Origin of the sequence: Serratia sp. 2880STDY5682894 (assembly GCF_001537385.1) — a bacterium.
Classification (GTDB): domain Bacteria; phylum Pseudomonadota; class Gammaproteobacteria; order Enterobacterales; family Enterobacteriaceae; genus Serratia; species Serratia nevei.
Map to the genome: position 1 here is coordinate 401,518 of NZ_FCJA01000003.1, position 20,653 is coordinate 422,170.

Consider the following 20,653-nt stretch of genomic DNA (forward strand, 5'->3'; position numbering starts at 1 on the left):
GTATGACCCTGCTTTCTGAACGCACGCCGGAACCGCCGGCCAAAACGCCCGGCACCTTCAAGGCGCTGTTCCACCGCCTGCTGATGGCTCACGGCCGCAAGCTGGTGATCGCGCTGCCGTATTTATGGCTGACGCTGCTGTTCATGCTGCCGTTCCTGATCGTGTTCAAGATCAGCCTGGCGGAGCTGGCGCTGGCGGTGCCGCCCTACACCGAGCTGCTGAGCTGGGCGGACGGCAAGCTGAACATCGCGCTCAACTTCGCCAACTACCTGCAGCTGACCGACGATCCGCTGTATATCGACGCCTATCTGCAGTCGCTGCGCGTGGCGGCGGTCTCGACGCTGTGCTGCCTGATCATCGGCTATCCGCTGGCCTGGGCGGTGGCCCACAGCAAAGCGTCAACCCGCAACATTCTGCTGCTGCTGGTGATCCTGCCTTCCTGGACCTCGTTCCTGATCCGCGTCTATGCCTGGATGGGCATTCTGAAAAACAACGGCATTCTGAATAACTTTCTGATGTGGCTGGGGGTGATCGACCAGCCGCTGGTGATCCTGCACACCAACCTGGCGGTGTATATCGGCATCGTTTATTCCTATCTGCCGTTTATGGTGCTGCCGATCTACACGGCGCTGATCCGGCTGGATTACTCGCTGGTGGAGGCGTCGCTGGATCTGGGGGCCCGGCCGCTGAAAACCTTCTTCAGCGTGATCGTGCCGCTGACGCGCGGCGGCATCATCGCCGGTTCGATGCTGGTGTTCATTCCGGCGGTGGGCGAGTTCGTGATCCCGGAACTGCTCGGTGGGCCGGACAGCATCATGATCGGCCGCGTGCTGTGGCAGGAGTTCTTCAATAACCGCGACTGGCCGGTGGCCTCGGCGGTCGCCACCATCATGCTGCTGCTGTTGATCGTGCCAATTTTGTGGTTCCACAAACACCAGAACAAGGAAATGGGGGGGCAGGAATGAACAACTTGCCGGTAGTGCGTTCACCGTGGCGCATCGCCATCCTGACGGTCGGCTTTACCTTCCTGTATGCGCCGATGCTGATGCTGGTGATCTACTCCTTCAACAGCTCCAAACTGGTGACGGTGTGGGCCGGTTGGTCCACGCGCTGGTATACCGAACTGTTTCACGACTCGGCGATGATCAGCGCGGTGGGGCTCAGCCTGACCATCGCCGCCGCCTCCGCCACCGCCGCGGTGGTACTGGGCGCCATCGCCGCCGTGGTGATGGTGCGCTTCGGCCGCTTTCGTGGTTCGACCGGTTTTGCGTTTATGTTGACCGCACCGCTGGTGATGCCGGACGTGATCACCGGCCTGTCGCTGCTGCTGCTGTTCGTGGCGATGGGGCACGCCTTCGGCTGGCCGTCGGAACGCGGCATGTTCACCATCTGGCTGGCGCATGTCACCTTCTGTACCGCTTACGTGGCGGTGGTGATCAGCTCGCGCCTGCGCGAGGTGGATCGCTCAATTGAAGAAGCGGCGATGGATTTGGGGGCGCCGCCGCTGAAGGTGTTCTTCGTCATCACCTTGCCGATGATCGCGCCGGCGCTGATCTCCGGCTGGATGCTGGCGTTCACCCTGTCGCTGGACGATCTGGTGATCGCCAGCTTCGTCTCCGGCCCGGGCGCCACCACGCTGCCGATGCTGGTATTCTCCAGCGTGCGCATGGGGGTGAATCCGGAAATTAACGCGTTGGCCAGCCTGATCCTGCTGGTGGTGGGCATTCTCGGCCTGATCGCCTGGTGGTTTATGGCGCGCTCGGAAAAACAACGATCGCGTGAATTACAGCGGGCGGCCCGTAGCTGAATCGTAACAAACCTGCTATTTTTGCAATCAATAAGTATTGCAACTAACTACCTGACTTTACATGCGCCATCTGTATTGGTGGCGCGTCGTAGCGGAACACGGATATGTCAGACATGCTGAAAAGCGGGCAGGGAATGGGATCAACTTCGGATGCGCCGGTGCCGGTGATGGTGGCGGGTACCGCCATGGTCGCGATCAAGTGTATCAGCGTGGTGCTGCTGTTGGGCGAACTGGGCGTCGACGGTGCGCAGGAGTTCGTCAACACCAGCGCGCAGGCGTGGGATTCTACCCTTATTTTTCTGGCCGGCCTGATGCTGCTGTGCCTGCAAATCAGCTGCGGCTTTGCGGTGATGCGCGGCCGCAACTGGGGGCGCTGGGGCTATGTGGCCTGCCAGTGCATCGTGGTGCTTTACCTGCTGTTGGCCACCATCGGCAGCGTTTTCCCCGAGGTGTTTACCGTGGAAGGGGAAACCAGCGGCCAAATCCTGCACGTTCTGATCCTGCAAAAGATCCCCGACGTGGTGATCCTGGCGTTGCTGTTCGTCCCTACCACCAGCCGCCGCTTCTTCGCCGCGCGCAAGTGAGATTTTAGGCGCGCGGAGTGGTAAACTCTGCGCCCTTAATTCGTCATCCTGAACTTCACGGTAATCTTCATGCATTGCGCTTTGTATACGGCGGGCACCTGCCGTTCCTGTCAGTGGCTGGAAAAGCCCTATCCGCAGCAACTGGCCGACAAACAGCATCACCTGCAATCGTTGTTGGCCGGGCGCGACGTCGCGCAGTGGCTGCAGCCGGTGGCGGGAGAGCTGAGCGCATTTCGCAATAAAGCCAAGATGGTGGTCAGCGGCAGCGTGGAGCGCCCGCTGCTCGGCATGCTGCACCGCGACGGCACGCCGGTCGATCTGAGCGGCTGCCCGCTGTATCCCGCCGGCTTTGCGCCGATGTTTGCGGTGCTGAAAAGCTTTATTGCCCGCGCGGGCCTGACGCCGTATAACGTGGCGCGCAAACGCGGCGAGCTGAAGTACCTGCTGCTGACCGAAAGCTCGCTCGACGGCGGCGTGATGCTGCGCTTCGTGCTGCGTTCGGAAACCAAGCTGGCGCAGCTGCGCGCCGCGCTGCCGTGGCTGCAGCAGCAGCTGCCGCAGCTCAAGGTGATCTCCGCCAATATTCAGCCGGTGCACATGGCGATCATGGAAGGGGAGCGCGAGATTGCGCTGACCGAACAGCAGGCGCTGGAGGAGCGGTTCAATCAGGTGCCGCTGTTTATCCGCCCGCAAAGCTTCTTCCAGACCAACCCGCAGGTGGCCGCCGATCTGTATGCCACTGCCCGCGACTGGGTGCGCGCACTGGGTATCGACAGCATGTGGGATCTGTTCTGCGGCGTCGGCGGTTTCGGCCTGCACTGCGCGCAACCGCAAACGCGGCTGACCGGCATCGAAATCAGCGCGGAAGCGATCGCCTGCGCCCGCCAGTCGGCGCAGCGGTTAGGGCTGCTACACGTAGATTTTCAGGCGCTCGATTCCACCCGCTTCGCCACCGCTGAAGGTCAGGTGCCGCAGCTGGTGCTGGTCAATCCGCCGCGGCGCGGCATCGGCCAGGCGCTGTGCGACTACCTGAGCCAGATGGCGCCGGACTATATTCTTTATTCCAGCTGCAATGCCGAGAGCATGGCGAAAGATATCGAGATGTTGCCGGGGTACCGCATCGAACGGGTGCAGCTGTTCGACATGTTCCCGCATACCGCGCACTACGAAGTGCTGACGCTGTTGGTGCGGATTTTATAAAACATAAGGCCCGGATAACCGGGCCTTATTGCTTACTGCGGGAACCACTTGTCGTTGATGGCCTTGTAGGTGCCGTCGGCCTTGATGGCGTCCAGCGCGGCGTTCAGCTTGGCCAGCAGCGCCTGGTTGTCGGGGCGCACCGCGATGCCGAGGCCGGTGCCGAAGTATTGCGCATCGGTGATGTGCTCACCCACCGGCGCCAGCTGCGGGTTGGTTTTCAGCCACTCGTTCACCACGGCGGTGTCGCCGAACACGCCGTCGATACGGCCGTTTTTCAGCTCCAGAATGGCGTTCTGGTAGCTGTCGTAAGAGACGGTGTTAATCTCCGGATGCTTGTCCTGCATGTATTTCTGGTGGGTGGTGCCATTTTCCATGCCGAGCTTTTTGCCTTTCAGATCCGCCAGCGAGCTGAACTTGCCTTTTTGCGCGATCACGATCGCCGAGTTGGCGTAGTAAGGCTGGGTGAAAGCGACCTGTTTGCTGCGCTCCGGCGTGATGTCCATACCGGAAATCACCGCATCGTATTTCTTGAATTTCAGCGCGGCGATCAGGCTGTCGAACGCCTGGTTGGTGAAGGTGCACTGCGCCTGCATCTGCTTGCACAGCGCGTTGGCCAGATCGATATCGAAGCCGACGATCTGGTTGTTGGCGTCCAGCGATTCGAACGGCGGGTAGGTGGCGGAAGCGGCGAAGCGGATGGTCTCGGCCGCGGTAGCGTTAAAGGTGATCCCGGCCAACATCGTCGCGGCAAGCAGCAGTTTTTTCATGCGTAGAGCTCCTGTCTGAATCCTGAAAGTGATTATTCGCTATCGTTTGTTTTTACTGGTAATCGCCAGAGGTTTTTACGTGTGCGCTTGCTGATAACCCTGCCACTGGGTGAATTAAAATGCAATATAAATGATTAAGTATTGCTGTGGGGATAAAAAAAGCCCCGCGCAATGGCGGGGCTCATGGGGGGAGGCGGCCTCAGTTGCGGCGTTCAAACGCCAGCGCGCGGCGCTCCACCAAGCGCATCAGCAGCGTCAGCAGGCCGTTGACACACAGGTACACCAGGCCTGCGGCACCGAATACCATGACGTCGTAGGTGCGGCCGTACATCAGCTGGCTGTAGCCCATCACCTCCATCAGCGTGATGGTGTAAGCCAGCGAGGTGCTTTTGAACACCAGCACCACTTCGTTGGAGTAAGACGACAGCGCGCGCTTGAAGGCGAACGGCAGCAGGATGCGCAGCGTCTGCCGGCGCGACATGCCCAGCGCTTCGCACGACTGCCACTGCCCGGCGGGAATGGCGCGCACCGCGCCGTAGAACAACTGCGTGGTGTAGGCCGCGCTGTTCAGCGCCAGCGCTATCATCGCGCACAGCCAGGGCTGCGACAGCAGGTTCCACAGCCACGGGTAGTCGCGGATGGCCGGGAACTGACCGGGGCCGTAGTAGATCAGGAAGATCTGCACCAGCAGCGGCGTGCCGGTGAACAGCGTCACGTAGATCTTGACCAGCGGCGTCAGGATTGGCGTTTTCAGCGTCAGGATCACCGTCAGCAGCAGCGACAGCACCAGCGCGACGATCAGCGCGGCGACGGTCAGCGTCAGGCTGGTGTGTAACCCTTTGAGGATCTCCGGTAAATACTCAATCATCAGACTGGCCCCCGCTCAAAGCGCGTGGCGCGCAGCTCAATGCGTTTGATGACGTATTGGCTGAACAGCGTCACCAGCAGGTAGATGGCCGCGGCGATCACATACCAGGTAAAGGGTTCCTGGGTGCGGGTGGCGATGCTCTTGGTTTGCAGCATCAGATCGTTCACGCTGATCAGCGACACCAGCGCGGTGTCTTTCAGCAACACCAGCCACTGATTGCCGAGGCCGGGCAGGGCGTGGCGCCACATCTGCGGCATGATCAGGCGAAAGAAGATCGCCGCCTTGCCGAGCCCCAGCGCCTGGCCGGACTCCCACTGCCCCTGCGGCACCGCTTTGAGCGCGCCGCGCAGCGTCTGCGAAGCGTAGGCGGAATAGAGCAGGGCCAGAGCGATCACCCCGCACAGGAACGGGCTGACTTCGAAATTGTCGATCGCCAGCTGAATCGGCAGCTGGAACAGACCGAGGTTGAGGGTAAAGCCGTCGGAGAGCATCAGCAGCAGCTGCGACGAGCCGAAATAGATAAACAGCACCACCAGGATTTCCGGCAGGCCGCGCAGCACGGTCACCCAGGCGGTGCCGAGCCAGCTGACCGCTTTCCAGCGGGACGATTCCCATACGGCGAACAGCATCGCCAGAATCAGCCCGAGGATCAGGGCGCAAACGGCAAGGCCGACGGTCATGCCGGCGGCGCTTGCTAAAGGTTGTAATTCATTCATCGGGGCGTATTACTGCTGGAACCATTTTTTGTAGATGGTTTCATAGGTCCCATCCTGCTTGATCTTGTCCAGAGCGGCGTTGAACTTGCCCTGCAGATCGGTGTTCTTCTGGCGTACCGCGATGCCGAGGCCGGTGCCGAAGTAGTCTTTATCCGTCACTTTGGCGCCCACTGCCGCCAGCGCGTCATTCTGCTTCAGCCACTCGTTGACCACCGCGGTATCGCCGAACACCGCATCAACGCGGCCGTTCTTCAGATCCAAAATGGCGTTCTGGTAGCTGTCGTAAGGCACGGTGGTGATTTCCGGGTGCTTGTCGGTCAGGTATTTCTGGTGGGTGGTGCCGTTTTGCACGCCCACTTTCTTGCCTTTCAGCGCCGCCACGTCGGCGATTTTGCCTTTCTGCGCGATGAACAGCGCCGAGTTATCGTAGTACGGCTTGGTGAACAGCACCTGCTTTTCACGCTCCGGCGTGATGTCCATACCGGCCATGACCGCATCGAAACGCTTGAACTTCAGGCTCGGGATCAGGCTGTCGAACGCCTGGTTGGTGAAGGTGCACTCGGCCTGCATCTCTTTGCACAGGGCGTTGGCCAGATCGACATCAAAACCCTGAATCTTGTTGCCGGCGTCAATAAATTCAAATGGAGGATAGGAGGCTTCGGTAGCGAAACGGATCGTTTCGGCTGCGGAGGCGGAAACGCTGATGCCGGCCAGAACGGCGGCGATTATTAGTTTTTTCATCGCAAACTCCCCAAATTACAGCAAGTTAATTGTTAGTGTGATAAGTAGTTGGCAAACTCGGTGGTCCGCGGCTGCGTGAAGTGGCTGCTGTCGCCTTGCTCCACCACGTGGCCGTTTTCCATGTACACCACGCGGCTGGCGGTCTTGCGCGCCACTTCCACTTCGTGGGTGACGATCACCTGCGTGATGCCGGTGCCGGCCAGTTCGCGAATGATGCTGACGATCTGAGCGGTGATTTCCGGATCCAGCGCCGCGGTCGGTTCATCGAACAGCAGCACCTGCGGTTCCATCATCAGGGCACGGGCGATCGCCACGCGCTGCTGCTGGCCGCCGGAAAGGTGCAGCGGGAAGCGATCGGCGAAGTCGGTCAGGCGCAGACGCTTGAGCAGCTTGTCGGCACGCTCCATCGCCTGAGCCTTGGTCAGACCCAGCACGCGGCAAGGCGCTTCGATCAGGTTCTGAACCACGGTGAGGTGAGGCCACAGGTTGTATTGCTGGAAGACCATGCCGACATTTTGGCGCAGTTCGCGAATGGCTTTCTCGCCCGGCGCCTGCTTAAAGTCGAATTGGTTACCGGCGATCTGCAGTTGGCCCGAACGCGGCATTTCCAGCAGGTTCAGCACCCGCAGCAATGAACTTTTCCCGGCGCCGCTTGGGCCAAGCAGCACCAGGGTTTCCCCGGCTGGACAATCCAGCGTGATGTCAAACAGCGCCTGGTGAGCGCCGTAATAGCAATTGATACCGTTAAGTTGAATACTCATGCGCCAGAATTGAATAGACATTGATGCCGCAAATGTTAACTTCCACAGAATACTTATGCAATCTTTGTGCGTTAAAATTTATGAGTGTGCGGCGGGACAGTAAAAGATTAGCACAAGATACCGCGACTCAAGCCGAGGGAGGGGATTTGTGGCGCAGGCTGTGAGATCGGTAGCGAAATTTTTTCTATTGGACGAAATTCGAGCGGTGGGCGGACGGCGGGGATGACCGACGCGGCAAGCCCGCGTCGGCCGGGGTATTGCGGGTTACTGGTTTTCCAGCACCTGGCGCACGCTGCCGTTGGTGGCGTGCGCTGGAACATTCAGGTAGCGAATATCATCAACCACCCAGCAAGTGCCTTCGCGCACCATCAGCACTTCGTCCTGCCAGTTCACGGTGCTGTTGGCGTCTTTTTGGTAGCTCAAGTCAACGCGCAGCGGGATGTTTTTCGCATCGGTGTTAGGAATGGTCGAGGCGCTGGCGACGGACGCGCTGCTTGGCCCCTGCGCATTGCCGGAGAACAGATCGCCGGTTATCCGGTGCTTGCCCGGGTTCTGGCCGGCGCTGACCAGATCCTGATACAGCACTTTGCTCAGGTAAGGTTGCAGCTGCGCCAGGCGGTTACTGTCCGGCAGGCCGGCGCCCTGCTGGATGCGCAGGTCATAGAACTTTTGCGCGACCGTATCCGGGCCGCCTTCCACACAGCTGCCGCTGCGGGTGCCGATATCCTTGTATGCCGGTTCCACCGTGGTACAGGCACTCAGCAACAGCGCTAAGGGTAAAACAGCCGCAATCGTTTTTGTTTTCATCTTATTACCTTATGTGAAAGTCTCTACCATGAAGACCGATAGCTTACAGTATAAATGCGTTTTTTGGCCTTGCATTCGTACTGCGTGCCATTGATTAAGCGAACATAATGCCAATCCTCTGGTCATAGATACGTTGAATTAATCAAACAAGGAATTCTGATGCAGCTTTCAACTACCCCGACCCTGGAAGGGTTCACCATCACCGAATACTGCGGCGTCGTGACCGGCGAAGCGATCCTCGGCGCCAACATTTTTCGTGATTTCTTCGCCGGCGTGCGCGATATCGTCGGCGGCCGCTCGGGCGCTTATGAGAAAGAGCTGCGCAAGGCACGCTTGATCGCGTTCGAAGAGCTGGAAGATCAGGCGAAAGAGCTGGGCGCCAACGCGGTGGTCGGCATTGATATCGATTATGAAACCGTTGGCAAAGACGGCAGCATGCTGATGGTGACCGTCAGCGGCACCGCGGTGAAAGTCAGCCGCTAACGCTATTCTCCGCGCCCCGGCCATTCTGCCGGGGCGACGTTCTCTTGCTTTACCCCACCTTGTGCTGCTCGACGATCGGGCGGTGCTCCTGCGGTTTTACCGGCGCCGGCTCCTGGCGATGCTGTATCGGCTGAACGAACGACGGGCGGATCTGCGGCGCCGGGGCCGGATGCGGCATGACGCGTTCTTGCGGCATCGGCGTCGGGCGCACTACCGCCGGGTGCGGCGCGACCTGAACCGGTGGCCGCACGGCGGATTGATGCACCGGCGCGATGGCCGGCATCGGATGCGTCTGTACCGGCGCTGAATGCACGGCCATCGGCTGCTGCGCGTGGGGCGCCGTAGGCGCGGTATGCGTGAACGTCGGCATGCTCATCGGTTGCTGCACATGGGACGCGTTGACCGATTGTTGCACGTGCGGCGCGGCCGCTACCGGCTGGGTATGCGCAAAGTTCGGCATGGTCATCGGCGCATGGGCTGCAGGCGCGACGCGCGGCTGTTGCGGCGCCGATGCGTTGAAGCGCGGCGTCGGCGCGGCGGGGGGCGTATTGTAGTTGTTCACCGTGCTGGTGCTGCTGCGATTCACATTGTTGACGTTGTTATATTGGTTGATGTTGGTGACGCGATTTACCACGGTGGTGGAGTGCGATACGTAAGGCGCATTGCGGTAGACCACCGGTTGGCGTCGGTCGTCCCAGCGCATATCCCAGTTGTGCCAACCGCTGTTGTGCTGATTGAACAATGAGGCGACCGCGATGCCGACGCCGAAGCTGATCACGCCGGCCGCCAACATGTCGCCGCCGCTATAGCCCGAAGGCTGATACTGATAGCTGGGGTAGGCGGGGATCGGCGTGCCGTAGGCCACCCAGGGATCGTAATGCGGGACGTAAACCGTATCAGGCTGGCTGGGCTCGATGACGATGGTTTCGCCCGGCGCTGCGACCACGCTCTGGCGATAAGACTGTTGCTCCACGTAACGGGTGGTGGGAGCCACGACGATGCGCTGCTGTGGGGTGTTTTTCAGCGTACCCTGGCTGGCCGCCCGCTGGCGCATTACCTGAATGGCGTTCATCACGTCGGTGGGATCGTTGAGGTAGGCGCTGCCCAGGGCGGTGGTCCAGGGGATGTTCTTCGCCATCTGATCGAGCACGTCGGGGAATTGCACCAGGCCGCGCACGCTGGGATCCCAGGGCTGAGCGTCGGCCGCCGAGCTGAGCGCCGCCGGCTGCAGGCCGCGGTTTTGCGCCAGCCAGGCATCCGCGGCGCTGATTTGGTCAGGGTAACCCGCGCCGGCCAACACTTGCGCCAGCAGTTTGTCGGGGAACAGCGCCACCGGGCTGACCAATTGGTAAAGCTGATCGGCGGTCAGCGGCGTATAGGCCGGCGCACTTGCAGTGGCGGCGGGAGCGGCCGGGGGCGGTGTGCTCCCGCCCATCGCACCGGCGACTTTTTGCTGATCGCAGCCGCTGAGCGGCAGCATGGCGGCACAGAGCAACCAGGACAGATAGCGTGGTGTGAACATGTTCGACTCCGCTCTTTCAGCGCAGATAATACTTTGAGACTATCATGGGGTGAGCAGGGCGCCAGCCGAGAGAAATACTCGCTTGCACATCGGCGCTATCTGTCATCATTTCTCGATGAGCGTGATGATTGGATACAGGCTAATCGCGCCGCATTACCATTTTCACGGACGACAATCAGGGGGATAAGTGAAAATTTGGCCAGGGATCATCGCCGCCGCGCTGTTGGCGGGGTGCCAAAATCCACAGCAGGACACGCTCGTCGATCGCGGCGCTTACCAGCTCGAAACCCTGCATCAGGCGCAGGGCGCCGATCAACGCATCCGGTTTTTGGTGATGCACTACACGGCGGAAGACTTCCATTCATCGCTGAAAACGCTGACCGACGAGCACGTCAGCGCCCATTATCTGCTGCCGGCGCACCCGCAGCGCGAGCACGGCAAACCGACGGTGTACCGGCTGGTGCCGGAGGCGATGCGCGCCTGGCATGCCGGCACCAGCGCCTGGCGCGGTCGCAGCAACCTCAACGACACCTCGATCGGCATCGAAATCGTCAACAAGGGCTTCACCCGCAGCATGCTGTTCACCCACTGGCAACCCTATACGGCGGAGCAGATCGCCGTGCTGATCCCGCTGAGCCGCGACATTATCCAACGCTATGGCATCCAGCCGCAGGACGTGGTGGGGCACAGCGATATCGCGCCGCAGCGCAAACAGGATCCCGGCCCGCTGTTCCCCTGGCGGCAGCTGGCCCAGGCCGGCATCGGCGCCTGGCCGGACGAACGAGACGTGCAGCGTTTGCTGGCGGGGCGCGATCGTCATGCGCCGGTACCGATGGCGCCGCTGCTCGAAAAACTGGCGCGTTACGGCTATGCGATCGAGCCGTCATGGGATGCGCGGCAGCAGCGCAACGTGGTAGCGGCGTTTCAGATGCACTTCCGGCCCGACGATGTGCGCGGCGAGCCGGATGCAGAGAGTGAAGCGATTGTCGATGCGCTGCTGGTGAAGTACGGCGCGGCGCGTTGATTACAGGCCGTGCAGCTTGCCGTGATCTTTCAGCCAGCGGGCGGTGCGCGCGATGCCTTCTTCCAGCGAGACGATCGGCTGATAGCCCAGCTCTTGCTGCGCGCGGGTGGTATCGAGCGTGAGGTCGAAGTTGAGTTTAGCGACGCCGTAGTGGGTCAGCACCGGCTCCTTCTCGCTTTTGCTGCCGAGGCGTTCCATGCCGCGCGCCATCATATCGAGCATCGGATAGGGGACGGAGCGGATGCGGCATTTCATGCCCAGATCGTCGATCAGCTGCTGCACCACGGTGCGTAGCGGGCGCGGCTGCTGGTTGGTGATGTTGTAGGCGCGGCCGGACGGGGTATCTTCTTTTAGCGTCGCCAGCCACATGGCGTGCACCGCATTCTCCAGATAGGTCATGTCCACCATCGCCGCGCCGCCGCGCGGCAGCAGCAGGTTGCCGTAGCGTTTGATCATCTGCAGCAGCCGCGGCAGCATCACCTTGTCGTGCGGCCCGAATAATCCCTGCGGGCGCAGAATGGTGAAATGAGTCTGCGGATTGGACAGCGCCAACTGCTGGATCACCTGCTCGCCGGCGGCCTTGCTGCGCGCGAATTCGTTGGCGTAGCGCTGCGGGCGGAAGTCTTCGGTCACGTTGCGGTGATGGTGGAAATCGAAATAGATCGCCGGGGAGGAGATGTGAATGAACTGCGCTACGCCGTAGGCCGCCGCCCATTCGCCGAGGCGGCGGGTGGCGCGGACGTTGGCCAGTTCGAAGGCCTCTTCGGTGCCCCAGGGCGAGGTAAAGCTGGAGCAGTGCCACAGCACGTCGACGTCCGCCAGCATCGCCTTGGCCTGCGAAGAGATCAGATTGGTGAGATCGGCATGAATAAACTCCGCGCCCATTTTTTCCAGCAGGCCGCCCATCGCCTGGTTGCGGCCGGTGGCGCGCACTTTGATGCCCTGGCGGCGCAGATATTCAACGGCGTTACGGCCTAACCCACTGGTGGCACCGGTGACCAATACCTTCATAACGGACTCTATTCTCACCCAAAATCGGAATACCGGCGGGCGCTTGCGGCGCTCCCAGCAAATAAGATGCCATTCTTCCGTGATTTCGTGCGCTATGCAATCGGAAAGCCCCGAAGCACAGCGGCAAACTGTGCGGTTGATCGACAAATGAACGGCGTTCAGCGCTGTTGGCGATCCCGGCTCTCAGCAAGCTCGGCGATGCGCTTCGCCATGCCGCGAAAAATGAACAGGTGTGCGGGCATCATGGCGAACCAATACAGCAGCCCGCTGAAGCCGGCCGGATGCCACCAGGCGCGCACGTCCAGCGTGCGGCGATCGCCGTGATCGGTGATGCTGAAGCTCAGCCGCCCCAGCCCCGGTGCCTTCATGCCGAACAGCAGCGCCAGTTGCCGCAGCGGCTTCAGCGTGATGACTTTCCAGCCGTCGATCTCGTCGCCCAGCGCCAGGGTCGCGCGCGCCGGGCGGCCGTAGACCACCCCGTTGCCGATCATGTCGTCCATGCGAGCGCGTATCCGCCACAGAATATTGGCGTAGAAATAGCCTTCTTCGCCCCCCAGCTGCTGCACCGTTTGCCACAGGGCCTCGCGGGTGGCGGCGGTGTCCAGCGAACAACCGGCCTGTTTTGGATAGTAACCGTAGCCGGGGCGCCAGCGGGCCCGCGCCGCCGGATCGTAGCCCCAGTCGGCGGAATCGACCACCTCCTGTTCGCGCTGCAGCGTGGTGGCGACCGCCTGATCAAAGGTGTGCAGCCGCTGCGGGATCAGGGCCTGCAGCGGCCGGCCGTCGGCGGGCAGATCGTGCTTCAGCCCCTGGATCAGCGCGCGGGCGATCGGCGTTGGCACCGAGGTGATCAGGCTGATGAACCACACCGAAATCAGCCGCGTCGGCAAGGGGATCGGGATCAGCCAGCGCCGCTTGCCGCTGAGGGCGATAAAGCGTTTGAACATATCCTGATAGCTGAGGTACTCCGGCCCGGCAACGTCGAAGATGCGGTGTTCCTGCGCCGGGTGCGCCAGCAGATCGGCCAGATAAACCAGCAGGTTCTCCAGCGCCACCGGCGACGACTTCGAACGCACCCAGCGCGGCGGCGTCAGCACCGGCAGGTTATAGACCATGTCGCGCATCACTTCGAACGCCGCCGAGCCGGGGCCGACGATGATGCCGGCGCGCAGCTCGGTCACCGGCACGCCGCTCTGGCGCAAGATCTCGCCGGTCAGGCGGCGGGCCGCCAGGTGCGGTGAGCTGTCGTCGTTCGGCTGCAGCGCGCCGAGAAAGATCACCTGTTTGACGCCGGCATTGCGCAGCGCGTCGCGCAGGTTTTCCGCCGCCTGGCGCTCCTTCTCGATAAAATCGTCGCCGTCGCCCATCGCGTGTACCAGATAGTAAAGCGTATCGATCTCCCACAGCGCCGCGCTCAGGGTCTCCGGGCGATACAGATCGGCATACAGGCAGTTGACCTGCGGCCAGTTCCGCTCCTGCAGCCACTCGATGCGCCGCGCGGCGGCGGTAATCTGGTGCCCCTGTTCGATCAGGTGCGGGATCAGGTTCTGGCCTATATAGCCGCTGGCTCCAAGAACCAGTACGCGTTGGGGTGTCATCGGGCCGCCTTGTGCGGTAGAGGATTGGCAGAACGACAGGATGCCAAATTCAGGGTTTAAATGCACTTTTTGTATGGGTATAAGCCGGTTGCATCCATCCTGGCGCAGGTTCACACTACGCGCCCCCTTACCGAACGAAAAACCGGATGTCATGAAGCTCAATGTGATTTGTTACGCCCTGCTGGGCCTGGCGCTGGTCGCCAGCCTGTTCTCGCTGCATCCGGTGTGGATGTGGTTGCTGTTGGCCAACCTGCTGACGTTTCTGATCTACGGCGGCGATAAGCTGGCGGCGCGCAAAGGGTGGCGGCGGGTACCGGAGGCGACGCTGTTGCTGTTCGGCGCGCTGGGCGGATGGTTGGGCGCACTGGCGGCACAGCAGCTGTTTCGCCACAAAACCCAGAAACAGCCGTTTAAAACCTGGTTCATCCTCAGCGTGGCGCTCAACCTGGTGGCGGTGCTGGGGCTGTGGTACTGGGTTTATGGCCGCTGGATCTTCTGATTACAACAGCAGCGGTAGGGTAGCGCTCGCGGTAGCCTGCATCGCCTGAGCGTAGGCGGGATCGCGCTGAGCCAGTTCGGCGATCATCAACTCCACCAGCAGCATGGCGCCGACCTTGGCCGGCAGGGCGCCGGCGGTCAGCGGCCCTTCCGGTTTGGCCGCCACCAACAGCGTATCCGCCATTTTAGCCAGCGGGCTGCGTTGGGTGTTGCTGATTGCGATCACGCGTGCGCCGCGCCCTTTGGCCAACGCCACCGCATGCAGTACGTCCTTGGTGGAGCCGGAGCTGGAGATGACGATCAGCAGATCCCGCTCACTCAGTGAGGCGGCGTTCATCGCCGCCCGGTGCATGTCGCTGAACAGCTGCGCCGGTTTGCCGAGGCGCAACAGTTTGTAGTGCAGAAAATCGCCGATGATGGCGCTGGCGGCGACGCCGTAAATCTGTACCGAAGCGCAACGCTGCAGGCTGTCCGCCGCCTGTTGCAGCGCCTGAGGATCCAACAGCGCGCCGGTATCCCGCAGCGCCTGCACGCTCTCTTCCACCAAATTTTCCGTTGCGCTTTGCCGCGTCGTCGCCTCCGGCTGGTTTTGTTGCAGGCTGAGGGCCAGCGCCATTTTAAATTCGGTATAGCCTTTACAGCCCAGATGGCGGCACAGCCGCGTGACGCTGGCTTCGCTGGTGGCGCTTTCACGCGCCAGTTCGGTGATGGTCAGGTAAACGGCGCGGGAGGGCTCCGCAAGAAGATAGTTGCCGAGCTTTTGCAGCGTGGGGCTGTACCCCGCCAAATCCTGCCGCAGCCGCAATAACAAGTTGCCTGTATTCATCACGTTACCTTTCTGAGTATGCCCGTTTCTATTGTGGCGGAAAGACGCCGCCGCTCGCCAGCAAAATCGACGGATTGTGAAGCCGATCATCGTTATGAATAAAATTTTCATTAAATAAATTTTAATGTGGTAAAAATTTTCATCATAAAAATGATAGCGGGGAAAAATTTATGTCAACACCAGAATTGTCACGCTCCGGCGGCTGGTTCGAAAAAGCCCAGCTGTTCGGCAAATCGTTCATGCTGCCGATCGCCGTACTGCCGGCGGCCGGCCTGCTGCTGGGGATCGGCGGTGCGCTGTCCAACCCCAATACCGTCGAGGCGTATCCCTGGCTCGACGTCGGCTGGCTGCAAAGCGTATTTACGGTGATGGCCAGCGCCGGCGCCATCGTGTTCGCCAACCTGGCGGTCCTGTTCGCGGTCGGCGTGGCGGTGGGGTTGGCCAAAAGCGACAAGGGCACGGCGGGGCTGGCCTCGCTGATCGCCTATCTGGTGATGAACGCCACCATCAATGCGCTGTTGAAAATCAACGGCACGCTGGCCACGCAGAACGCCGGCGCGGTGGGGCAGGGAACGATTCTCGGGATCCAGACGCTGGAGACCGGGGTGTTCGGCGGGGTAGTCATCGGTCTGGTGACCTGGTATCTGCACGGCCGCTACAACAAAATAGCGCTGCCGCCGTTCCTGGGCTTTTTCGGCGGCTCGCGCTTTGTGCCGATTGTCAGTTCACTGGCGGCGATGGCGGTCGGCGCCCTGATGACCGTGGTGTGGCCGCCTTTCCAACGGCTGATCTTCGGCATGGGCGGCCTGGTGGACGCCAGCGGCTATCTCGGCACCTTTATCTACGGCTTCGTGCTGCGCATGCTTGGGCCGTTCGGCCTGCATCACATCTTCTACCTGCCGTTCTGGACCACCGCGCTCGGCGGCAGCGAAGTGATCAACGGACAGCTGGTGGAAGGCACGCAGCGCATTTTCTTCGCCCAGTTGGCCGACCCGAATACGCAGCAGTTCTACATCGGCACGGCGCGTTTCATGTCCGGCCGCTTTATCACCATGATGTTTGGCCTGGTCGGCGCCTGCCTGGCGATGTACCAAAGCGCGCGCCCGGAGAACCGCAAGCGCGTCGGCGGGCTGCTGCTGTCGGCGGCGCTGACCTCTTTCCTGACCGGCATCACTGAGCCTATCGAATTCTCGTTCCTGTTCATCGCGCCGGCGCTGTACGTGGTGCACGCGCTGTTCGACGGCCTGGCGTTCGCGATCGCACACATTCTGCATATCACCATCGGCCAGACGTTCTCCGGCGGTTTTATCGATTTCATGCTGTTCGGCGTGCTGCAGGGCGAAGCGAAAACCCATTGGATGTATGTGCCGCTGGTCGGGGTGCCCTGGTTCTTCCTGTACTACTTCACGTTCCGTTTCCTGATCCTGCGCTTCAATTTCAAAACGCCGGGGCGCGAGGTGGAAACCGTGCCGGAAGCGGTGATGAGCGGCACCGAACGCTCGCAGCAGGTGCTGGCGGCGCTGGGTGGCAAAGAGAATATCGTCGAACTGGATTGTTGCGCCACGCGGCTGCGCGTGACGTTAAAACAGAGCCGGTTGCTGGACGAGGGCGGGCTGAAGGACAGCGGCGCGCGGGCGGTGATCGTTCGCGGCAACGGCGTTCAGGTGATCTATGGCCCGCACGTGACCATTATTAAAAACGAAGTCGAGGAGTTGTTGGATTTATGACGCTTTCCATTTTGCAGCAGATTAAGGGCCGGCTGGTGGTGTCTTGCCAGGCGCTGGACGACGAGCCGCTGCACAGCGATTTTATCATGGCACGCATGGCGCTGGCGGCTGAGCAAGGCGGTGCGGCAGCGATCCGCGCCAACGGCGTCGAAGACGTTAAAGCTATCATGCGCACGGTGGCGCTGCCGGTGATCGGCATTATCAAGCGCGATTATGCCGGTAGCGATGTCTATATCACGCCGACCCTGCGTGAAATCGATGAGCTGATGGCTGCGGCGCCACAGATGATTGCGCTGGACGCGACCGGCCACCCTCGGCCAGGGGAGCTGCAGCTGGCGGCGTTGGTTGCCGCGATCCGCGCCAGGTATCCCCGGCTGCTGCTGATGGCGGACATTGCCACCGTGGAAGAGGCGCAAGAGGCTGCCAGATTGGGGTTCGACTGCGTGGGCACCACGCTGCACGGCTATACCGCCGAAAGCCGGGGCGCCCGACTGGCGGAGGGCGATTTCGGTTTTCTGCGCGCGGTGCTGGCGGCGGTGCCGGTGCCGGTCATCGCCGAGGGCAATGTCGAAACGCCGGCGATGGCCGCACGCTGCCTGACGTTGGGGGCGCATGCGGTCGTGGTGGGCGGCGCCATTACGCGCCCGCAGCAGATTACCCGCCGTTTTGTCGAGGCCATCGGCAGGCGGTGAAGGGCTCCCCGGCGCGCTGGGGAGGAGGGATCAGGCGTGCTGCTGGAGGAACTCCCGCCACAGTTCGACCACCCGCTGCAGATCCTGACGGCTGACGTCGAGGTGAGTCAGAATGCGCGTCAGCGGGCCGCTGCTGATCAGCACGCCGCGTTTGCGCATCCACGGGCCGAATTTGGCCGCCAGCGCCGGTGATTGGCGCAGGTACAGCACGTTGGTCTGTGCGCCGGGTTCGGCGATCTCTACGCCGATCTGCCGCAGCTGTTGCTCCAGCCAGACCGCGTTGTCATGGTCTTCGCGCAGCCGCGCGACGTTATGCTCCAAAGCGTAAAGACCGGCCGCCGCCAGGATGCCGGCCTGACGCAGCCCGCCGCCGGTCATCTTGCGCCAGCGCAGCGCGCGCTGAATGAAGGCCTCGCTGCCGCACAGCAGCGATCCGACCGGCGCGCCCAATCCTTTTGACAGGCAAATGGTGAAGGTGTCGCAGTATTGCACGATCTCTTTCAGCGGCAGGTTCAGCGCCACGGCGGCGTTGAAGATGCGCGCGCCGTCGATATGCAGCGCCAGCTGCCGCTCGCGGCTAAACTGCCACGCCTGCTGCAGGTAGGCCTGCGGCAGAACTCGGCCGCTGATGGTGTTTTCCAGGCTCAGCAGCCGGGTGCGGGCGAAGTGGATATCGTCGGGTTTGATGGCGGCGGCGAGCTTATCCAGCGGCAGCGTGCCGTCCGCGTCGGCCTCGATCGGCTGCGGCTGGATGCTGCCCAGCACCGCCGCGCCGCCGGCCTCGTATTTATAGTTGTGCGCCTGTTGGCCGACCAGATACTCGTCGCCGCGCTGGCAGTGGCTCAGCAGCGCCACCAGGTTGGCCTGGGTGCCGCTGGGCAAAAACAGCGCCGCTTCTTTACCTGACAGGCGTACCGCCTCGGCCTCCAGCGCGTTGACCGTCGGGTCATCGCCGTAGACGTCGTCGCCGACCTCTGCCTGAGCCATCGCCTGGCGCATGGCGGCGCTGGGGCGGGTGACGGTGTCGCTGCGTAGATCGATAAGCATAGGGTTCCTGGAATATAAGGGAGAGGAAAAGGGTACATGGCATCATATACCCTTTATTTCACCGGGGCAGCTTGCTTAGCGCAGCCAGTTGGTTTTCGCCAGCTCGACCACTTCGTCGCCGCGGCCGTTGATGATGGCGCGCAGCATGTACAGGCTGAAGCCTTTGGCCTGTTCGAACTTGATCTGCGGCGGCATCGCCAGCTCTTGCTTGGCGGTGACCACGTCCAGCAGCGCCGGGCCGGGGTGCGCCAACATCTCCTGCAGCGCGCCGTCCAGCTCCGAAGCTTTTTCCACGCGGATGCCCTTGATGCCGGCGGCGTTGGCGATCGCCGCGAAGTCCGGGTTATGCAGGTCGGTGCCGTCGGTCAGATAGCCGCCGGCCTTCATCTCCATCGCCACGAACCCCAGCACGCTGTTGTTGAACACCACGATTTTCACCGGCAGCTTGAGCTGCGCCAGCGACAGGAAATCCCCCATCAGCATGGTGAAGCCGCCGTCGCCGCACATGGCGATCACCTGTTTATCCGGCGCGGTGGCCTGGGCGCCGATCGCCTGCGGCATGGCGTTGGCCATCGAACCGTGGTTGAACGAACCGAGCAGGCGGCGCTTGCCGTTCATTTTCACGTAGCGGGCGGCCCACACCGTCGGCGTGCCGACGTCGCAGGTAAAGATGGCGTCGTCGCTGGCGAACTGGCTGAGTTGCTGCGCCAGATACTGCGGGTGGATCGGCTGGTCGTCGTTGGCGGTCGCCAGCCCGTCGAGATCCTTGCGCGCGTTGCGGTAATGCTCCAGCGCCTTGTCGAGGAACGCCCGGTCGCGCTTGGGCTCCAGCTGCGGCAGCAGGGCGCTGAGGGTGGTGTGGATATCGCCCACCAGCGCCATGTTGACCGGGCAGTGCGCGCCGATGCTGCCGGGGTTGATGTCGATCTGAATGATATTGGCGTTGGTGGGGTAGAACGCGCGGTAGGGGAACTGGGTGCCGAGCAGCACCAGCGTGTCGGCGTTCATCATCGCGTGATAGCCGGAGGAGAAGCCGATCAGCCCGGTCATGCCGACGCTGTACGGGTTATCCCACTCGATATGCTCCTTGCCGCGCAGCGCGTGCACCACCGGCGCCTGCAGCAGCTCGGCCAGCTTGACGACCTCATCGTGCGCGCCGGCGCAGCCGCTGCCGCACATCAGGGTGATGTTCTTCGCCTGATTCAGCGTCTCCGCCAGCTTGTTCAGCTCGCTCATCGGCGGCTGCACCAGCGGCAGCGCCGGGGTATGCCAGGTCAGGGTCGCGTCCTCCGGCGCCATGCGCAGCGCCACGTCGCCCGGCAAGACTACCACCGAGACGCCGCGGTTGAGGATCGCCTTGCGCATGGCGATCTCCAGCACGCGCGGCAGCTGTTCCGGGTTGGAAACCAGCTCGCAATAGTGGCTGCATTCGCGGAACAGCTCCTGCGGATGCGTTTCCTGGAAGTAGCCGCTGCCGATTTCGCTGGAAGGAATGTGTGCGGCGATCGCCAGCACCGGCACATGGTTGCGGTGGCAGTCGAACAGCCCGTTGATCAGGTGCAGGTTGCCGGGGCCGCAGGAACCGGCGCACACCGCCAGCTGGCCGGTGAGCTGGGCTTCGGCGCCGGCGGCGAAGGCGGCCACCTCTTCATGGCGGGTGCCCAGCCATTCGATGGTGCCCATGCGGTGCAGGCTGTCGCTCAGGCCGTTGAGCGAATCGCCGGTCACGCCCCAAATGCGTTTTACGCCGGCTTGATCCAGCGTTTTGGCGATCAGTGTGGCTACGGTTTGCTTCATGGTTCCCCCAAACATGGTTTGAAAAACGATGTGTACTCGATCCGGTGAGTGTCAGCAGAACAACTGCAAGCATAGCTTACCGGCTGTGGACGAGATGCGGTCAGGAAGGGTAAAGAGCGTAGGACGGAGGAAAGTGTAACCGGGCGGGGATGAGGGAGCTTGCCGATAAATGCCCCA

At 61.9% G+C, this 20,653-nt stretch carries 21 protein-coding genes; 9 read left to right on the forward strand and 12 right to left on the reverse strand.

The window, feature by feature from the left end; genetic code table 11:
- Positions 1-2 precede the first annotated feature (2 nt).
- The 4 genes from potH (at position 3) to rlmC (ending at position 3,591) form a co-directional block, all read left to right on the forward strand.
- Positions 3-965 carry a putrescine ABC transporter permease PotH gene (gene potH / locus AWX27_RS10165; protein ID WP_049202213.1) on the forward strand — a complete coding sequence of 321 codons (963 nt, stop codon included), beginning with the start codon at positions 3-5 and terminating at the stop codon, positions 963-965.
- Entirely contained in the window at positions 962-1,807 is an 846-nt protein-coding gene (gene potI, locus AWX27_RS10170; RefSeq protein WP_025302238.1) for a putrescine ABC transporter permease PotI, read from the forward strand. Before potH ends, potI begins: the two co-directional genes overlap by 4 nt.
- Positions 1,808-1,911: 104 nt before the next feature.
- The gene (locus AWX27_RS10175) at positions 1,912-2,391 is read left to right on the forward strand and encodes a YbjO family protein (protein ID WP_060421656.1); all 480 of its coding nucleotides are present in this window, start codon (positions 1,912-1,914) and stop codon (positions 2,389-2,391) included.
- A gap of 69 nt (positions 2,392-2,460) precedes the next feature.
- Positions 2,461-3,591: a 23S rRNA (uracil(747)-C(5))-methyltransferase RlmC gene (gene rlmC / locus AWX27_RS10180; RefSeq protein WP_060421659.1), complete on the forward strand. Its 1,131-nt coding sequence runs from the start codon at positions 2,461-2,463 to the stop codon at positions 3,589-3,591.
- 32 nt (positions 3,592-3,623) lie between these two features.
- Here the strand turns inward: rlmC and artJ (AWX27_RS10185) are convergent, their stop codons facing one another.
- From artJ (AWX27_RS10185) to AWX27_RS10210, 6 genes are all read right to left on the reverse strand, one after another.
- On the reverse strand, positions 3,624-4,358 hold the full coding sequence (artJ, locus tag AWX27_RS10185; protein WP_033637816.1) for an arginine ABC transporter substrate-binding protein: 735 nt from the start codon (positions 4,356-4,358) through the stop codon (positions 3,624-3,626).
- A gap of 199 nt (positions 4,359-4,557) precedes the next feature.
- A complete protein-coding gene (artM, locus tag AWX27_RS10190; protein ID WP_033637817.1) occupies positions 4,558-5,226 on the reverse strand; it encodes an arginine ABC transporter permease ArtM in 669 nt (222 codons plus the stop codon).
- Complete coding sequence (gene artQ, locus AWX27_RS10195) at positions 5,226-5,942, reverse strand: arginine ABC transporter permease ArtQ (RefSeq protein ID WP_025159684.1); 717 nt, start codon at positions 5,940-5,942, stop codon at positions 5,226-5,228. Before artQ ends, artM begins: the two co-directional genes overlap by 1 nt.
- Before the next feature lie 9 nt (positions 5,943-5,951).
- Positions 5,952-6,683 carry an arginine ABC transporter substrate-binding protein gene (gene artJ, locus AWX27_RS10200; protein WP_004928409.1) on the reverse strand — a complete coding sequence of 244 codons (732 nt, stop codon included), beginning with the start codon at positions 6,681-6,683 and terminating at the stop codon, positions 5,952-5,954.
- 32 nt (positions 6,684-6,715) lie between these two features.
- Positions 6,716-7,444, reverse strand: coding sequence for an arginine ABC transporter ATP-binding protein ArtP (gene artP / locus AWX27_RS10205; RefSeq protein WP_038884338.1), 729 nt, complete (start codon positions 7,442-7,444; stop codon positions 6,716-6,718).
- Between the two features lie 264 nt (positions 7,445-7,708).
- Entirely contained in the window at positions 7,709-8,251 is a 543-nt protein-coding gene (locus tag AWX27_RS10210; protein WP_049202208.1) for a lipoprotein, read from the reverse strand.
- Between the two features lie 159 nt (positions 8,252-8,410).
- Here AWX27_RS10210 and AWX27_RS10215 point away from each other — a divergent pair, with 159 nt between their 5' ends.
- Positions 8,411-8,734: a heavy metal-binding domain-containing protein gene (locus AWX27_RS10215; RefSeq protein WP_004928400.1), complete on the forward strand. Its 324-nt coding sequence runs from the start codon at positions 8,411-8,413 to the stop codon at positions 8,732-8,734.
- 49 nt (positions 8,735-8,783) lie between these two features.
- Here the strand turns inward: AWX27_RS10215 and AWX27_RS10220 are convergent, their stop codons facing one another.
- Complete coding sequence (locus AWX27_RS10220; RefSeq protein ID WP_060421662.1) at positions 8,784-10,256, reverse strand: DUF3300 domain-containing protein; 1,473 nt, start codon at positions 10,254-10,256, stop codon at positions 8,784-8,786.
- Positions 10,257-10,443: 187 nt separating this feature from the next.
- Here AWX27_RS10220 and AWX27_RS10225 point away from each other — a divergent pair, with 187 nt between their 5' ends.
- On the forward strand, positions 10,444-11,280 hold the full coding sequence (locus AWX27_RS10225) for an N-acetylmuramoyl-L-alanine amidase (RefSeq protein ID WP_060421666.1): 837 nt from the start codon (positions 10,444-10,446) through the stop codon (positions 11,278-11,280).
- Here AWX27_RS10225 and AWX27_RS10230 read toward each other — a convergent pair whose 3' ends face one another.
- Both AWX27_RS10230 and AWX27_RS10235 read right to left on the reverse strand, forming a co-directional pair.
- Complete coding sequence (locus tag AWX27_RS10230) at positions 11,281-12,291, reverse strand: NAD-dependent epimerase/dehydratase family protein (protein ID WP_060421669.1); 1,011 nt, start codon at positions 12,289-12,291, stop codon at positions 11,281-11,283.
- Between the two features lie 158 nt (positions 12,292-12,449).
- Complete coding sequence (locus AWX27_RS10235; RefSeq protein WP_060421672.1) at positions 12,450-13,889, reverse strand: DUF2867 domain-containing protein; 1,440 nt, start codon at positions 13,887-13,889, stop codon at positions 12,450-12,452.
- A gap of 151 nt (positions 13,890-14,040) precedes the next feature.
- On the opposite strand from AWX27_RS10235, the gene AWX27_RS10240 reads away from it, so the two are divergent.
- Positions 14,041-14,388: a DUF1294 domain-containing protein gene (locus AWX27_RS10240; RefSeq protein WP_033654657.1), complete on the forward strand. Its 348-nt coding sequence runs from the start codon at positions 14,041-14,043 to the stop codon at positions 14,386-14,388.
- Here the strand turns inward: AWX27_RS10240 and AWX27_RS10245 are convergent, their stop codons facing one another.
- Positions 14,389-15,216: a MurR/RpiR family transcriptional regulator gene (locus AWX27_RS10245; protein ID WP_060421676.1), complete on the reverse strand. Its 828-nt coding sequence runs from the start codon at positions 15,214-15,216 to the stop codon at positions 14,389-14,391.
- Positions 15,217-15,383: 167 nt separating this feature from the next.
- Between AWX27_RS10245 and AWX27_RS10250 the strand changes: the two genes are divergently transcribed.
- On the forward strand, positions 15,384-16,940 hold the full coding sequence (locus AWX27_RS10250; protein ID WP_060421679.1) for a PTS transporter subunit EIIC: 1,557 nt from the start codon (positions 15,384-15,386) through the stop codon (positions 16,938-16,940).
- Positions 16,937-17,632: an N-acetylmannosamine-6-phosphate 2-epimerase gene (locus tag AWX27_RS10255; RefSeq protein WP_060421682.1), complete on the forward strand. Its 696-nt coding sequence runs from the start codon at positions 16,937-16,939 to the stop codon at positions 17,630-17,632. The genes AWX27_RS10250 and AWX27_RS10255 overlap by 4 nt, the downstream gene beginning before the upstream one ends.
- A gap of 30 nt (positions 17,633-17,662) precedes the next feature.
- On the opposite strand, the gene ltaE is transcribed toward AWX27_RS10255, so the two are convergent.
- Both ltaE and poxB read right to left on the reverse strand, forming a co-directional pair.
- Positions 17,663-18,679: a low-specificity L-threonine aldolase gene (gene ltaE / locus AWX27_RS10260; protein WP_060421685.1), complete on the reverse strand. Its 1,017-nt coding sequence runs from the start codon at positions 18,677-18,679 to the stop codon at positions 17,663-17,665.
- 75 nt (positions 18,680-18,754) lie between these two features.
- Complete coding sequence (poxB, locus tag AWX27_RS10265) at positions 18,755-20,476, reverse strand: ubiquinone-dependent pyruvate dehydrogenase (RefSeq protein ID WP_060421690.1); 1,722 nt, start codon at positions 20,474-20,476, stop codon at positions 18,755-18,757.
- Positions 20,477-20,653 lie beyond the last annotated feature (177 nt).